Source organism: Stutzerimonas marianensis (assembly GCF_022810315.1).
GTDB classification, from domain to species: Bacteria; Pseudomonadota; Gammaproteobacteria; order Pseudomonadales; family Pseudomonadaceae; genus Stutzerimonas; species Stutzerimonas marianensis.
On the sequence record NZ_JALGRD010000021.1, the window covers coordinates 1 to 15,370 of the forward strand.

The following is a 15,370-nucleotide window of genomic DNA, read 5'->3' on the forward strand; positions in this document are numbered from 1 at the left end:
CGGCCGTACCGTCGGTGCCGGCGTGGTCGCCAAGATCGTCGAATAATCGATTGATCTGATCAATTCAGGCCGGCATAATAGTCGGCCTGACTCTTGTTAGGCCAGTAGCTCAATTGGCAGAGCGGCGGTCTCCAAAACCGCAGGTTGGGGGTTCGATTCCCTCCTGGCCTGCCATCTTCAGCACGAATTTGGCAGTATTTACAGGGTTCTAGCAGATGAATGTCAAAGCAGAAGCCAAAGACTCGCGCTTCGATCTGATGAAGTGGCTGGTTGTGGCTGCTTTGGTGGTTGTGGCGGTTGTTGGTAACCAGTATTACGCTGCGGAACCGATTCTGTATAGAGTTCTCGCGCTGATCGTGTTTGCTGTGGTGGCTGCGTTGGTCGCTTTGCAAACGTCTAAGGGTCGTGCTTTTTTCGTCTTGCTTAAAGAAGCGCGCGTCGAGATTCGAAAAGTCGTTTGGCCGACCCGTCAAGAGACCACGCAGACCACCTTGATCGTTGTGGCGGTTGTGTTGGTTGTGGCGCTGCTGTTGTGGGGGCTTGATTCCCTGCTCGGTTGGCTGGTTTCTCTGATCGTAGGGTAAAGGTGTCCCGTGGCTAAGCGTTGGTATGTGGTACATGCTTACTCGGGTTACGAGAAGCATGTCATGCGCTCCTTGATCGAGCGGATCAAGCTTGCTGGTATGGAAGACCATTTCGGCGAGATTCTCGTCCCGACTGAAGAAGTGGTCGAGATGCGCAATGGTCAGAAGCGCAAGAGCGAGCGCAAATTTTTCCCGGGCTATGTCCTGGTTCAGATGGATATGGCCGAAGGTGCTTGGCACCTGGTCAAGGATACCCCGCGAGTCATGGGGTTCATTGGCGGAACGGCGGATAAGCCGGCTCCAATTACTGATAAAGAGGCTGAGGCTATCTTGCGTCGCGTGGCTGACGGGAGCGATAAGCCGAAACCCAAAACCCTTTTCGAGCCCGGTGAGGTTGTGCGAGTGGCTGATGGCCCGTTCGCTGATTTCAATGGTGTGGTTGAAGAGGTCAATTACGAGAAGAGTCGGATACAGGTTGCCGTTCTGATTTTTGGCCGCTCTACGCCGGTCGAGTTGGAGTTCAGTCAGGTCGAAAAGGTCTAGCTGAAACAAGAATCCCACACCCCGCAGTTAACGGCTGCGGGGTTTTGTCGTCACTGGGATATTCGAGTGAAATGGGGAGCCGGTAGGCGCTACTTACCCACAACGGAGTATTTATGGCTAAGAAAATTCAGGCTTACATCAAGCTGCAGGTTAAGGCCGGTCAGGCCAACCCGTCCCCGCCGGTCGGCCCTGCCCTGGGGCAGCATGGCGTGAACATCATGGAATTCTGTAAAGCGTTTAACGCTCGCACTCAAGGTCAAGAGCCGGGTCTGCCGACGCCGGTGATCATTACCGTTTATAGCGATCGTAGCTTTACTTTTGAGACCAAGAGCACGCCGGCAGCCGTTCTGCTGAAGAAGGCTGCTGGTATCTCTAGCGGCTCTGCTCGTCCTAACACCCAGAAGGTCGGCACCGTTACCCGTGCTCAGCTGGAAGAGATCGCTAAGACCAAGAATGCTGATCTTACCGCTGCTGATCTCGAGGCGGCCGTGCGCACAATTGCCGGCTCCGCTCGGAGCATGGGTCTGAACGTGGAGGGTGTGTAAATGGCTAAGTTGACCAAGCGCCAGAAGGCTATCGCTGCCAAGGTCGAGGCCGGCAAGCAGTACGCGTTCGAGGACGCCGCGAAGTTGCTGTCAGAGCTGTCTGCGGTGAAATTCACCGAGTCCTTTGATATTGCGATCAATCTGGGCGTTGACCCTCGTAAGTCTGACCAGGTTGTACGTGGCGCTACCGTGCTGCCGAACGGCACTGGCAAGACTGTTCGTGTGGCGGTATTCACCCAGGGTGCAGGCGCCGAGGCCGCTCTGGCCGCGGGTGCTGATCGTGTTGGTATGGATGATCTGGCTGCGGAAATGAAAGGCGGTGATCTCAGCTATGACGTGGTCATTGCATCTCCAGATGCGATGCGCGTAGTTGGCCAGCTGGGTCAGGTTCTTGGTCCTCGTGGACTGATGCCCAACCCGAAAGTGGGTACCGTTACCGCTGATGTCGCAACTGCGGTCAAGAATGCCAAGGCCGGTCAGGTTCGTTTCCGTACTGACAAGAACGGCATCATCCACACCTCCGTTGGCAAGGTGGGCTTCGAAGCTGGTCAGTTGAAGCAGAACGTCGAGGCTCTTTTGTCGGATCTCAAGCGCCTGAAGCCGTCGACGTCCAAAGGTATCTACGTCAAGCGGGTCACTCTGAGCACCACCATGGGGCCTGGGTTGATCATCGATCAGGCCTCTCTCGAAGCCTAAAACAAAGCCGTGACGCGGCGCGTCACGGCGAAATATTGGGGTCCCTGCCTGGCGGGGGCTATCCAAGACCGTAGGCGACACTCGTCTTAAACCGTAGAGGCTTTGCTTCTTCAGGCCTACGCAGAGGTGCTCCCGATTCTACCGAATCAGACACCAAAACCCGCCCGGTTTCGACTGGGCGAACCGGTAACCAGGAGTAAACACCCGTGGCAATTAAACTCGAAGACAAGAAGGCCATCGTCGCTGAAGTCAACGAGGCTGCCAAAGCTGCCCTGTCCGCTGTTGTGGCTGATGCCCGTGGCGTGACCGTAGGCGCCATGACCGGACTCCGTAAAGAGGCCCGCGAAGCAGGGGTATACGTGCGCGTTGTACGTAACACCTTGCTCCGCCGCGCCGTTGAAGGCACTCAGTACGATGTGCTCAGCGACGTGTTCAAAGGCCCGACCCTTATCGCTTTCTCCAATGAGCATCCGGGCGCTGCTGCCCGTATTTTCAAGGAATTCGCCAAGGGTCAGGATAAGTTCGAGATCAAGGCTGCTGCGTTCGAAGGTCAGTTCATTGCGGCCAACCAGATCGACGCTTTGGCAACTCTGCCGACTTATGACGAAGCCATTTCCCAGCTGATGAGCGTGATGCAAGGCGCCACCAGCAAACTGGCTCGTACGCTGGCGGCTATTCGCGACCAGAAGGAAGCCGCTGCAGCCTAAGGCGCACGGCATCGTTCGAATTTCTTTTGCTTAGATGACCTCAGGTCATCACCTAATAGATAGGAACTAGAGTCATGGCTCTGACCAACGAAGACATCATCAACGCCGTTTCCGAAATGTCCGTGATGCAGGTTGTTGAACTGATCAAGGCGATGGAAGAAAAGTTTGGCGTTACCGCTGCTGCTGCTACCGTTGCTGCTGCCGGCCCGGCTGCCGCAGCTGCAGAAGAGCAGACCGAGTTCACCGTTGTCCTGGCTGAAGCTGGCGACAAGAAAGTGAACGTGATCAAGGCTGTTCGTGAGCTGACCGGCCTGGGCCTGAAAGAAGCCAAGGCAGTCGTTGACGGCGCCCCGGGCGTTGTCAAGGAAGGCGTCTCCAAGGATGAGGCCGAAGCCGCCAAGAAGGCTCTGGAAGAGGCTGGCGCGAAAGTCGAGCTCAAGTAAGCACGACCTTGCGTCTACAGCCTAAGCGAGTCGCGTAAGGCTGATGGCTGGTGGCTTATGCCACCGGCCTTTTTCCGTTATAGCTGCTTGATGTTCTTGAGCAGTCTCATACGGAGAAGCCGCTCAGTGGGGCGGTGCGAATCGAAGAGATTCGCAAGATTTTCTGGCTGCTCCCGTCGGGAGAGGCCAAACAAGCAGGTGACCAAGCTGGGGAACGCTGATGGCTTACTCATACACTGAGAAAAAACGAATCCGCAAGGACTTTAGCAAGTTACCGCACGTGATGGACGTGCCGTATCTTTTGGCCATCCAGCTGGATTCGTACCGCGAATTCCTGCAGGCGGGAGCGACCAAAGATCAATTCCGCGACATTGGCTTGCACGCAGCCTTCAAATCCGTTTTTCCGATTATCAGCTATTCCGGCAATGCAGCGCTGGAATACGTCGGCTATCGTCTGGGCGATCCGGCTTTCGACGTGAAGGAATGCGTCCTGCGCGGCGTTACCTTTGCCGTTCCGCTGCGAGTCAAGGTTCGCCTGATCATCTTCGACAAGGAGTCGTCGAGCAAAGCGATCAAGGACATCAAGGAGCAGGAAGTCTACATGGGGGAAATCCCCCTGATGACCGAGAACGGTACCTTCATCATCAACGGTACCGAGCGTGTGATCGTATCGCAGCTGCACCGTTCGCCAGGTGTGTTCTTCGACCATGACCGTGGCAAGACTCACAGCTCGGGCAAGCTCCTGTACTCCGCCCGTATCATTCCGTACCGCGGCTCCTGGCTCGACTTCGAGTTCGATCCTAAGGATGCCGTCTTCGTGCGTATCGATCGTCGCCGCAAGCTTCCGGCGTCGGTGCTCCTGCGCGCGCTGAACTACAGTACCGAGGAAATCCTCGATGCGTTCTATGACACCAACGTATTCCATGTGAAGGGTGAAACGCTCAGTCTCGAGCTCGTGCCTCAGCGTCTGCGTGGCGAGATCGCATCGTTCGACATCAAGGACGATAGCGGTAAGGTCATTGTCGAACAGGGCCGCCGGATCACTGCGCGGCATATCAATCAGCTCGACAAATCTGGCATCAAGGCGCTCGATATGCCGATGGAGTACGTTCTGGGCCGCACCACGGCCAAGGCGATCGTGCATCCGGCAACTGGCGAGATCATTGCCGAGTGCAATACCGAGCTGACCGTGGATATCCTGGCTAAGTTGGTCAAGGCTCAGGTTGTTCGTTTCGAAACCCTCTACACCAACGACATCGACTGCGGTCCGTTCATCTCCGACACGCTGAAGATCGACTCGACCACGAATCAGCTCGAGGCTCTGGTCGAAATCTATCGAATGATGCGTCCTGGGGAGCCGCCGACCAAGGATGCCGCCGAAACGCTTTTCAACAATCTGTTCTTCGCTTCCGAACGCTACGATCTGTCTGCGGTTGGCCGGATGAAGTTCAACCGTCGCATCGGGCGGACCGAAATCGAAGGTCCGGGCGTGCTGAGCCGCGAAGACATCGTTGCGGTGCTCAAGACGCTGGTGGACATCCGCAACGGGAAAGGCATCGTCGATGACATCGACCACCTCGGTAACCGTCGTGTTCGCTGTGTTGGCGAGATGGCCGAGAATCAGTTCCGTGTAGGTCTCGTACGCGTCGAACGTGCCGTTAAGGAACGTCTCTCGATGGCCGAGAGTGAAGGCCTGATGCCGCAGGACCTGATCAACGCCAAGCCTGTCGCGGCGGCCGTGAAGGAGTTCTTCGGTTCCAGCCAGCTCTCGCAGTTCATGGACCAGAACAACCCGCTTTCGGAGATCACCCACAAGCGGCGCGTATCCGCGCTCGGCCCGGGTGGTCTGACTCGTGAGCGTGCTGGCTTCGAGGTGCGTGACGTACACCCGACCCATTACGGCCGCGTCTGCCCGATCGAAACCCCGGAAGGTCCGAACATCGGTCTGATCAATTCGCTGGCTGCCTATGCCCGCACCAACCAGTACGGTTTCCTTGAAAGCCCGTACCGCGTGGTCAAGGATGGCGAGGTCACTGACGAGATCGTGTTCCTGTCCGCGATCGAAGAAGCGGACCATGTCATCGCTCAGGCCAGTGCCAAGCTGGACGGCCGCAAGTTGGTCGACGAGCTGGTTGCTGTGCGCCACCAGAACGAGTTCACCGTCAAGGCGCCGGAAGATGTCACCTTGATGGACGTATCGCCGAAGCAGGTCGTTTCTGTTGCGGCGTCGCTGATTCCGTTCCTCGAGCATGACGATGCCAACCGCGCCCTGATGGGATCGAACATGCAGCGTCAGGCCGTGCCGACCCTGCGTTCCGACAAGCCGTTGGTGGGTACCGGCATGGAGCGTAACGTCGCACGTGACTCTGGCGTGTGCGTCGTGGCTCGCCGCGGTGGTGTGATCGACTCGGTCGACGCCAGTCGTATCGTGGTGCGTGTGCGTGACGATGAAGTCGAAACCGGCGAAGCGGGTGTCGACATCTACAACCTGACCAAATACACCCGCTCCAACCAGAACACTTGCATCAACCAGCGTCCGCTGGTGAACAAAGGTGATGTGGTCGCGCGTGGCGATATCATGGCTGACGGTCCCTCGACCGACATGGGTGAGCTCGCGCTCGGGCAGAACATGCGCGTCGCGTTCATGCCCTGGAATGGTTACAACTTCGAGGACTCGATTCTCCTCTCGGAGCGTGTGGTCCAGGAAGATCGTTTCACGACCATTCATATCCAGGAGCTGACCTGTGTGTCGCGCGACACCAAGCTTGGCCCAGAGGAAATCACGGCGGACATCCCGAACGTGGGTGAGGCGGCGCTGAACAAGCTGGACGAGGCCGGTATCGTCTACGTGGGTGCCGAAGTTGGCCCGGGTGACATCCTGGTTGGCAAGGTCACGCCCAAAGGCGAAACCCAGCTGACCCCGGAAGAAAAGCTGCTACGTGCGATCTTCGGCGAAAAAGCGTCCGATGTGAAAGACACCTCGCTGCGTGTCCCGACCGGCACCAAAGGCACCGTCATTGACGTGCAAGTCTTTATCCGTGACGGCGTCGAGCGCGATTCTCGTGCGCTGGCCATTGAGAAGATGCAACTCGACGAGATTCGTAAGGACCTCAACGAGGAGTTCCGCATCGTCGAAGGGGCGACTTTCGAGCGTTTGCGCTCGGCCCTGGTTGGCACTACCGCCGAGGGCGGTGCTGGGCTGAAGAAGGGCACGACGATCACCGACGAGGTGCTCGATGGCCTGGAGCATGGTCAGTGGTTCAAGCTGCGCATGTCCGATGACGCACTCAACGAACAGTTGGAAAAGGCGCAGGCTTACCTGTCCGATCGTCGCCAGCTGCTCGATGACAAGTTCGAGGACAAGAAGCGCAAGCTTCAACAGGGCGATGACCTGGCGCCGGGCGTGCTGAAGATCGTCAAGGTCTACCTTGCGATCAAGCGCCGGATCCAGCCGGGCGACAAAATGGCCGGTCGTCATGGTAACAAGGGTGTGGTCTCGGTCATCATGCCGGTCGAAGACATGCCGCATGACGCAAACGGTACCCCGGTCGACATCGTGCTCAACCCGCTTGGCGTTCCGTCGCGTATGAACGTCGGTCAGATCCTTGAAACCCATCTTGGCCTGGCGGCCAAAGGATTGGGCGAAAAGATCAATCGCATGCTGGATGAGCAGCGCAAGGTCGCCGAGCTGCGTCAGTTCCTCAACGAGATCTATAACGAGATCGGTGGGCGCCAGGAAAACCTGGAAAGCTTCAGCGATCAAGAGGTGCTCGATCTCGCCAAGAACCTGCGTGGTGGTGTGCCGATGGCTACGCCGGTCTTTGACGGTGCCAAGGAACGCGAAATCAAGGCCATGCTGAAGCTGGCGGATTTGCCAGAAAGCGGCCAGATGCAGCTGTTCGATGGTCGGACCGGGAACAAGTTCGAGCGCACCACGACCGTCGGTTACATGTACATGCTCAAGCTGAACCACCTGGTCGACGACAAGATGCACGCGCGTTCCACCGGTTCTTACAGCCTGGTCACCCAGCAGCCGCTGGGCGGAAAGGCGCAGTTCGGTGGACAGCGTTTCGGGGAGATGGAGGTCTGGGCACTGGAGGCCTATGGTGCTGCCTATACCCTGCAGGAAATGCTCACGGTCAAGTCGGACGACGTGAATGGGCGGACCAAGATGTACAAGAACATCGTGGACGGCGATCACCGCATGGAGCCCGGCATGCCGGAGTCCTTCAATGTGTTGATCAAAGAAATCCGCTCGCTCGGTATCGACATCGATCTGGAAACCGAATAACCACGCACCGCCTATGCAATGACCGGCAGCAGCCGGTCATTGCAGGTCCGTGAGGAGGAAAGGCCTTGAAAGACTTGCTGAATCTGTTGAAAAACCAGGGTCAAATCGAAGAGTTCGATGCCATCAAGATTGCATTGGCTTCGCCCGAGATGATCCGTTCCTGGTCCTTTGGTGAGGTCAAGAAGCCAGAGACCATCAACTACCGTACGTTCAAGCCTGAGCGTGACGGTCTGTTCTGCGCCAAGATCTTTGGTCCGGTCAAGGATTACGAGTGCTTGTGTGGAAAGTACAAGCGCCTCAAGCATCGTGGTGTCATCTGTGAGAAGTGCGGCGTCGAAGTCGCGCTGGCCAAGGTGCGCCGCGAGCGCATGGCGCACATCGAACTGGCCTCGCCGGTCGCCCATATCTGGTTCCTGAAATCGCTGCCGAGCCGCATCGGCTTGCTGCTGGACATGACGCTGCGTGACATCGAGCGTGTGCTCTATTTCGAAAGCTACGTGGTCATCGATCCGGGCATGACGACCCTGGAAAAGGGTCAGTTGCTCAACGACGAGCAATACTTCGAAGCTCTCGAAGAGTTTGGTGACGACTTCGACGCGCGCATGGGCGCCGAAGCCGTGCGCGAACTGCTGCACGAGATCGATCTCGAGCACGAGATCGGTCGTCTGCGTGAAGAGATCCCGCAGACTAACTCCGAAACCAAGATCAAAAAGCTGTCCAAGCGGCTGAAGCTGATGGAAGCCTTCCATGGTTCGGGCAACCTGCCCGAGTGGATGGTGCTGACCGTTCTGCCCGTGCTGCCGCCGGATCTGCGCCCGCTGGTTCCGCTCGACGGTGGTCGTTTCGCGACGTCGGATCTCAATGATCTGTACCGCCGCGTGATCAACCGTAACAACCGTCTCAAGCGCCTGCTCGACCTGTCGGCGCCGGACATCATCGTGCGCAACGAAAAGCGCATGCTGCAGGAGGCAGTCGACGCGTTGCTCGACAACGGTCGTCGTGGCCGAGCGATCACCGGCTCCAACAAGCGTCCGCTCAAGTCGCTCGCCGACATGATCAAGGGCAAGCAGGGCCGCTTCCGTCAGAACCTGCTCGGTAAGCGCGTGGATTACTCCGGTCGTTCGGTCATCACCGTCGGCCCGACCCTGCGCCTGCATCAGTGCGGTCTGCCGAAAAAGATGGCGCTCGAGCTGTTCAAGCCGTTCATCTTCGGCAAGCTGGAAATGCGTGGCATGGCTACCACCATCAAGGCAGCCAAGAAGATGGTCGAGCGCGAACTGCCAGAGGTCTGGGACGTGCTCGCCGAAGTTATCCGCGAGCATCCCGTGCTGCTCAACCGTGCTCCGACCCTGCACCGTCTGGGTATCCAGGCGTTCGAGCCCGTACTCATCGAAGGCAAGGCGATCCAGCTGCACCCGCTGGTCTGTGCGGCGTACAACGCTGACTTCGACGGTGACCAGATGGCCGTGCACGTCCCGCTGACGCTGGAAGCTCAGCTGGAAGCCCGCGCGCTGATGATGTCGACCAACAATATCCTCTCGCCCGCTAACGGCGAGCCGATCATCGTCCCGTCGCAGGACGTGGTCCTGGGTCTGTACTACATGACCCGTGAAGCGATCAACGCCAAGGGTGAGGGCCGCGTATTCGCCGACCTGCAGGAAGTCGATCGCGTCTTCCGCGCTGGCGAGGCTTCGTTGCACGCCCGCGTCAAGGTGCGCATCAGCGAAACCATCAAGGCACGCGATGGCAGCATCACCCGCAATACGCGCATCGTAGACACCACAGTTGGCCGTGCACTGTTGTTCCAGGTCGTGCCCGAGGGGCTGCCGTTCGAGGTGGTCAACCAGCCGATGAAGAAGAAGGCGATCTCCAAGCTGATCAACCTGTGCTATCGCACGGTCGGCCTGAAGGATACCGTCATCTTCGCCGACCAGCTGATGTACACCGGTTTCGCCTACTCGACGATTTCCGGCGTCTCCATCGGCGTCAACGACTTCGTCATTCCGGAAGAGAAGGCGCGCATCATCGACGCCGCTACCGAGGAAGTGAAGGAAATCGAGTCGCAGTACGCCTCCGGCCTGGTCACTCAGGGTGAGAAGTACAACAAGGTGATCGACCTCTGGTCCAAGGCCAACGACGAAGTCTCCAAGGCGATGATGGCCAACCTCTCGAAAGAGAAGGTCATCGACCGTGAAGGCAACGAGGCCGAGCAGGACTCGTTCAACTCGATGTACATGATGGCTGACTCCGGTGCGCGGGGCTCCGCCGCTCAGATCCGTCAGCTCGCTGGTATGCGTGGCCTGATGGCCAAGCCGGATGGGTCGATCATCGAGACGCCGATTACCGCGAACTTCCGGGAAGGCCTGAACGTACTCCAGTACTTCATCTCGACCCACGGTGCTCGTAAGGGTCTGGCGGATACCGCACTGAAGACGGCTAACTCCGGTTACCTGACTCGCCGTCTTGTCGACGTGGCTCAGGATCTGGTCGTGACCGAGATCGATTGCGGCACCGAGCAGGGCCTGCACATGACGCCGCACATCGAAGGCGGCGACGTGGTCGAGCCGCTAGGTGAGCGCGTTCTGGGCCGTGTCATCGCGCGTGATGTGCTCAAGCCGGGTTCCGAAGAGGTTCTCGTCCCGGCCGGCACACTGATCGATGAACAGTGGGTGGATTTCATCGAGCTGAACAGCATCGATGAAGTCGTGGTGCGTTCGCCGATCAGCTGCGAAACCCGCTACGGCATCTGCGCCAAGTGCTACGGTCGCGACCTGGCCCGTGGGCATCAGGTCAACATCGGTGAGGCCGTCGGTGTCATCGCCGCGCAGTCGATCGGTGAGCCGGGCACCCAGCTGACCATGCGGACCTTCCACATCGGTGGTGCGGCGAGCCGTACCTCGGCCGTCGACAATGTCATGGTCAAGAACGGTGGCACTATCCGCCTGCACAACCTGAAATATGTCGAGCGTGCCGATGGTGCCCTGATTGCCGTTTCCCGCTCCGGTGAGCTGGCAGTCGCTGACGACTATGGTCGTGAGCGCGAGCGTTACAAGCTGCCGTACGGTGCCGTCATTTCCATCAAGGAAGGCGACAAGGTCGATGCCGGTACGGTCGTGGCGAAGTGGGATCCGCACACGCACCCGATCGTCACCGAAATGAAGGGTGTCGTGACCTTCGTCGGCATGGAAGAAAACATCACTATCAAGCGTCAGACCGACGAGCTGACCGGCCTGACCAACATTGAGGTCATGGACCCGAAGGATCGCCCGGCGTCCGGCAAGGACATCCGTCCGGCAATCAAGATGGTCGATGCCAATGGCAAGGAGCTGCTGCTGCCGGGTACCGACGTGCCGGCGCAATACTTCCTGCCAGCTAACGCCCTGGTCGGTGTCGCCGATGGTGCGGAAATCAATGTGGGCGACGTCATCGCGCGTATCCCGCAGGAGACTTCCAAGACCCGTGACATTACCGGTGGTCTGCCGCGTGTCGCCGACCTGTTCGAGGCGCGTCGTCCGAAAGAGCCGTCGATCCTGGCGGAAATCAGCGGTACGATTTCCTTCGGCAAGGAAACCAAGGGCAAGCGTCGCCTGGTGATCACACCGACCGATGGCAGCGATCCATACGAGGAGCTGATTCCCAAGTGGCGCCACCTCAACGTCTTCGAAGGCGAGCAGGTGAACAAGGGCGAGGTCATCTCCGACGGTCCGAGCAACCCGCATGACATCCTGCGCCTGCTGGGGGTGAGTGCGCTGGCGCGCTACATCGTCAACGAGATCCAGGACGTCTATCGCCTGCAGGGCGTGAAGATCAACGACAAGCACATCGAGACCATCCTGCGCCAGATGCTGCGTAAGGTGGAAGTGGCGGAGTCGGGTGATTCCAGCTTCATCAAGGGCGATCAGATGGAGTTGACGCAGGTGCTGGAAGAGAACGAGCGTCTGTCGGTGGACGACAAGTTTGGCTCCAAATACACCCGCGTATTGCTGGGTATCACCAAGGCCTCGTTGTCGACCGAGTCGTTCATTTCGGCTGCGTCCTTCCAGGAGACCACGCGGGTGCTCACCGAGGCTGCCGTTACCGGCAAGCGCGACTACTTGCGAGGTCTGAAGGAAAACGTCGTCGTGGGTCGCCTGATCCCAGCCGGCACCGGTCTGCAGTACCACAGCGAGCGCAAGCGCAAGCGTGATGCTGAGAAGCCGGTCCGTGTGAGCGCTGACGAAGTCGAAGCAGCGCTGACCGAAGCGCTCAACTCGAGCAGCAACTGATGGGTTAGCCTCGGTGCGAACCGGGGCTTGCCTTGACGGTGTGCAGGAAGGTCTTTAGACTCTTGTACCCCTAATTTGGCGGGGCTCATGCCCTGCCATTTTTCGTTTGTGTCGAAAGACAACAGTGGAGCTAGTAGATGGCAACGATCAACCAGCTGGTACGTCAGCCGCGTAAGCGCGTCGTCGAGAAGAGCGACGTCCCTGCGCTGCAGAACTGCCCGCAGCGTCGTGGTGTGTGCACTCGCGTGTACACCACCACGCCAAAGAAACCGAACTCCGCACTGCGTAAGGTGTGCCGTGTTCGTCTGACCAATGGCTATGAAGTCGCCTCGTACATCGGTGGTGAAGGTCATAACCTGCAAGAGCACAGTGTCGTGCTGATCCGTGGCGGTCGTGTAAAGGACCTTCCGGGTGTGCGTTACCACACCGTGCGCGGCTCGCTGGATACGTCCGGCGTGAAGGATCGTAAGCAGGGCCGTTCCAAGTACGGCGCCAAGCGTCCGAAGTAATCGTATTTTCTATTTTTCTGAGTCGATAAGAGTAAGGTCGGGCGTAACCTCATCGTTATAGTCCCGAGCTAACCTGAAGACCGTTTGAGGGCTTATCAATGCCAAGACGTCGTGTAGCAGCCAAGCGCGAGATCCTTGACGATCCGAAGTACGGAAGTCTGATCCTGGCCAAGTTCATGAACCACGTGATGGAGAGCGGCAAAAAGGCCGTTGCCGAGCGTATTGTTTATGGTGCTCTGGACAAGGTCAAAGAACGCAAGAACAGCGACCCCCTGGAAATCTTCGAAAAAGCACTCGACGCCATCGCTCCGCTGGTCGAAGTGAAGTCCCGCCGTGTCGGCGGTGCTACTTATCAGGTCCCGGTCGAAGTGCGTCCTTCCCGTCGTAACGCGCTGGCCATGCGCTGGCTGGTCGACGCTGCGCGCAAGCGCGGTGAGAAGTCCATGGCCCTGCGTCTTGCGGGAGAGCTGGTGGATGCTTTTGAAGGTAAAGGCGCTGCAGTCAAGAAGCGCGAAGACGTGCATCGTATGGCTGAAGCCAACAAGGCCTTCTCGCACTACCGCTTCTAATTTTCAGCGTCAATAACTCGCGAGGGCTTTATGGCTCGTACTACAGCAATTAACCGCTACCGTAACATCGGTATCTGTGCCCACGTTGACGCGGGCAAGACTACCACTACCGAGCGGATCCTGTTCTACACAGGCCTGAGCCACAAGATGGGCGAGGTGCATGATGGCGCCGCGACCACCGACTGGATGGTTCAGGAGCAGGAGCGCGGTATCACCATCACGTCCGCTGCGATCACGACCTTCTGGGAAGGCTCGCGTCGCCAGTTTGACAAGTACCGTGTAAACGTCATTGATACTCCCGGTCACGTTGACTTCACCATTGAAGTGGAGCGCTCTTTGCGCGTGCTCGATGGTGCTGTCGTCGTATTCTGCGGTACTTCCGGTGTGGAGCCGCAGTCCGAAACCGTATGGCGTCAGGCCAACAAATACGGCGTTCCGCGTATCGTCTACGTGAACAAGATGGACCGTCAGGGCGCCAACTTCCTGCGTGTCGTCGGTCAGATCAAGAGTCGCCTGGGTCACACTCCAGTTCCGATTCAGCTGGCGATTGGCGCTGAGGAAAACTTCGAAGGTCAGGTCGATCTGATCAAGATGAAGGCGATCTACTGGAACGACGATGACAAGGGCACCACATATCGCGAGGAAGAGATTCCCGCCGAAATGATGGACCTGGCCAACGAGTGGCGCTCCAACATGGTTGAGGCCGCTGCCGAGGCCAATGAAGAGCTCATGAACAAGTACCTCGAAGAGGGTGATCTCTCGGTCGAGGAAATCAAGGCTGGTCTGCGTCTGCGTACCTTGGCCAGTGAGATCGTTCCGGCTGTCTGCGGCTCCTCGTTCAAGAACAAGGGTGTGCCGCTCGTTCTTGACGCCGTTATCGACTTTCTGCCTGCGCCGACCGAAATCCCTGCTATCCAGGGCGTTCACCCGGACAGCACCGAAGACAACGAGATCCATGACGAGCGTCATGCCGACGACAACGAGCCGTTCTCGGCCCTGGCGTTCAAGATCGCGACCGACCCGTTTGTGGGTACTTTGACCTTCGTGCGGGTTTACTCGGGTGTGCTCGAGTCTGGCCAGTCGGTGATCAACTCGGTCAAGGGCAAGAAAGAGCGCGTTGGTCGTATGGTCCAGATGCACGCCAACCAGCGTGAAGAGATCAAGGAAGTACGTGCGGGCGATATCGCAGCTCTGATCGGTATGAAGGATGTCACTACCGGTGAGACGCTATGTGATCCGGACAAGCCGATCATTCTCGAACGCATGGACTTCCCGGAGCCGGTTATTTCGGTAGCCGTCGAGCCGAAGACCAAGGCTGACCAGGAGAAGATGGGTATTGCACTGGGCAAGCTGGCTCAGGAAGACCCCTCATTCCGCGTCAAGACCGACGAAGAAACCGGCCAGACCATCATCTCGGGTATGGGCGAACTCCATTTGGATATTCTCGTTGACCGCATGAAGCGCGAGTTCAACGTTGAGGCCAATATCGGCAAGCCGCAGGTTTCCTACCGTGAAACCATCACCAGGGACAATGTCGAGATCGAAGGTAAGTTCGTTCGTCAGTCCGGTGGTCGCGGCCAGTTCGGCCACTGCTGGATCCGTTTCTCGACGCCGGACGTCGACGACAAGGGCAACATCACCGAAGGCCTGGTCTTCACTAACGAGGTCGTGGGTGGTGTGGTTCCGAAGGAATACATCCCGGCGATCCAGAAGGGCATCGAAGAGCAGATGAAGAACGGCGTCGTAGCCGGCTATCCGCTGATCGGTCTGAAGGCGACCGTGTTCGATGGTTCCTACCACGACGTCGACTCCAACGAGATGGCGTTCAAGGTGGCCGCCTCCATGGCAACCAAGCAGCTGGCCCAGAAGGGTGGCGGTAAGGTGCTTGAGCCGATCATGAAGGTAGAAGTGGTGACGCCTGAGGATTACATGGGTGACGTGATGGGCGACCTGAATCGTCGTCGTGGCCTGATCCAGGGTATGGAAGATTCGGTGTCCGGTAAGGTTATCCGCGCCGAAGTTCCGCTGGGCGAGATGTTTGGTTACGCTACCGACGTCCGTTCCATGTCCCAGGGTCGCGCCAGCTACTCCATGGAATTCTCCAAATACGCAGAGGCTCCGGCGAACATCGTCGAAGCGCTGGTTAAAAAACAAGGTTGATTCAGCCCTTTAAGTAAGAGGTTTACTGTCGTGGCTAAAGAGAAATTCGAACGTAACA

The 15,370-nt window shown here is 58.1% G+C and carries 11 protein-coding genes and 1 tRNA gene; all 12 read left to right on the forward strand.

Annotation, left to right across the window (positions count from 1 at the left end; translation table 11 throughout):
- Positions 1 to 98: 98 nt before the first annotated feature.
- The 12 genes from MST27_RS21890 to fusA all read left to right on the forward strand — a co-directional run bounded on the left by MST27_RS21890 (position 99) and on the right by fusA (position 15,312).
- Positions 99 to 174: transfer RNA gene (locus tag MST27_RS21890), tRNA-Trp, on the forward strand.
- Positions 175 to 215: 41 nt separating this feature from the next.
- Entirely contained in the window at positions 216 to 584 is a 369-nt protein-coding gene (secE, locus tag MST27_RS21895) for a preprotein translocase subunit SecE (RefSeq protein WP_243607980.1), read from the forward strand.
- Between the two features lie 9 nt (positions 585 to 593).
- Positions 594 to 1,127: a transcription termination/antitermination protein NusG gene (nusG, locus tag MST27_RS21900; RefSeq protein ID WP_019342058.1), complete on the forward strand. Its 534-nt coding sequence runs from the start codon at positions 594 to 596 to the stop codon at positions 1,125 to 1,127.
- A gap of 113 nt (positions 1,128 to 1,240) precedes the next feature.
- Positions 1,241 to 1,672: a 50S ribosomal protein L11 gene (gene rplK, locus MST27_RS21905; RefSeq protein WP_243607981.1), complete on the forward strand. Its 432-nt coding sequence runs from the start codon at positions 1,241 to 1,243 to the stop codon at positions 1,670 to 1,672.
- Positions 1,673 to 2,368, forward strand: coding sequence for a 50S ribosomal protein L1 (rplA, locus tag MST27_RS21910; RefSeq protein WP_243607982.1), 696 nt, complete (start codon positions 1,673 to 1,675; stop codon positions 2,366 to 2,368).
- A 206-nt stretch (positions 2,369 to 2,574) separates the two neighbouring features.
- Entirely contained in the window at positions 2,575 to 3,075 is a 501-nt protein-coding gene (gene rplJ / locus MST27_RS21915) for a 50S ribosomal protein L10 (RefSeq protein WP_243607983.1), read from the forward strand.
- 74 nt (positions 3,076 to 3,149) lie between these two features.
- Positions 3,150 to 3,518 carry a 50S ribosomal protein L7/L12 gene (rplL, locus tag MST27_RS21920; RefSeq protein ID WP_181082251.1) on the forward strand — a complete coding sequence of 123 codons (369 nt, stop codon included), beginning with the start codon at positions 3,150 to 3,152 and terminating at the stop codon, positions 3,516 to 3,518.
- A 220-nt stretch (positions 3,519 to 3,738) separates the two neighbouring features.
- Positions 3,739 to 7,809: a DNA-directed RNA polymerase subunit beta gene (gene rpoB / locus MST27_RS21925; protein ID WP_243607984.1), complete on the forward strand. Its 4,071-nt coding sequence runs from the start codon at positions 3,739 to 3,741 to the stop codon at positions 7,807 to 7,809.
- A gap of 65 nt (positions 7,810 to 7,874) precedes the next feature.
- Positions 7,875 to 12,074 (forward strand): DNA-directed RNA polymerase subunit beta', encoded by a 4,200-nt coding sequence (gene rpoC, locus MST27_RS21930; protein ID WP_243607985.1) that lies wholly within the window; start codon positions 7,875 to 7,877, stop codon positions 12,072 to 12,074.
- Positions 12,075 to 12,211: 137 nt separating this feature from the next.
- Positions 12,212 to 12,583, forward strand: coding sequence for a 30S ribosomal protein S12 (gene rpsL / locus MST27_RS21935; protein WP_003280832.1), 372 nt, complete (start codon positions 12,212 to 12,214; stop codon positions 12,581 to 12,583).
- A 98-nt stretch (positions 12,584 to 12,681) separates the two neighbouring features.
- On the forward strand, positions 12,682 to 13,152 hold the full coding sequence (rpsG, locus tag MST27_RS21940; RefSeq protein ID WP_021209382.1) for a 30S ribosomal protein S7: 471 nt from the start codon (positions 12,682 to 12,684) through the stop codon (positions 13,150 to 13,152).
- Positions 13,153 to 13,182: 30 nt separating this feature from the next.
- Complete coding sequence (gene fusA / locus MST27_RS21945; RefSeq protein ID WP_243607986.1) at positions 13,183 to 15,312, forward strand: elongation factor G; 2,130 nt, start codon at positions 13,183 to 13,185, stop codon at positions 15,310 to 15,312.
- Positions 15,313 to 15,370: the final 58 nt, after the last annotated feature.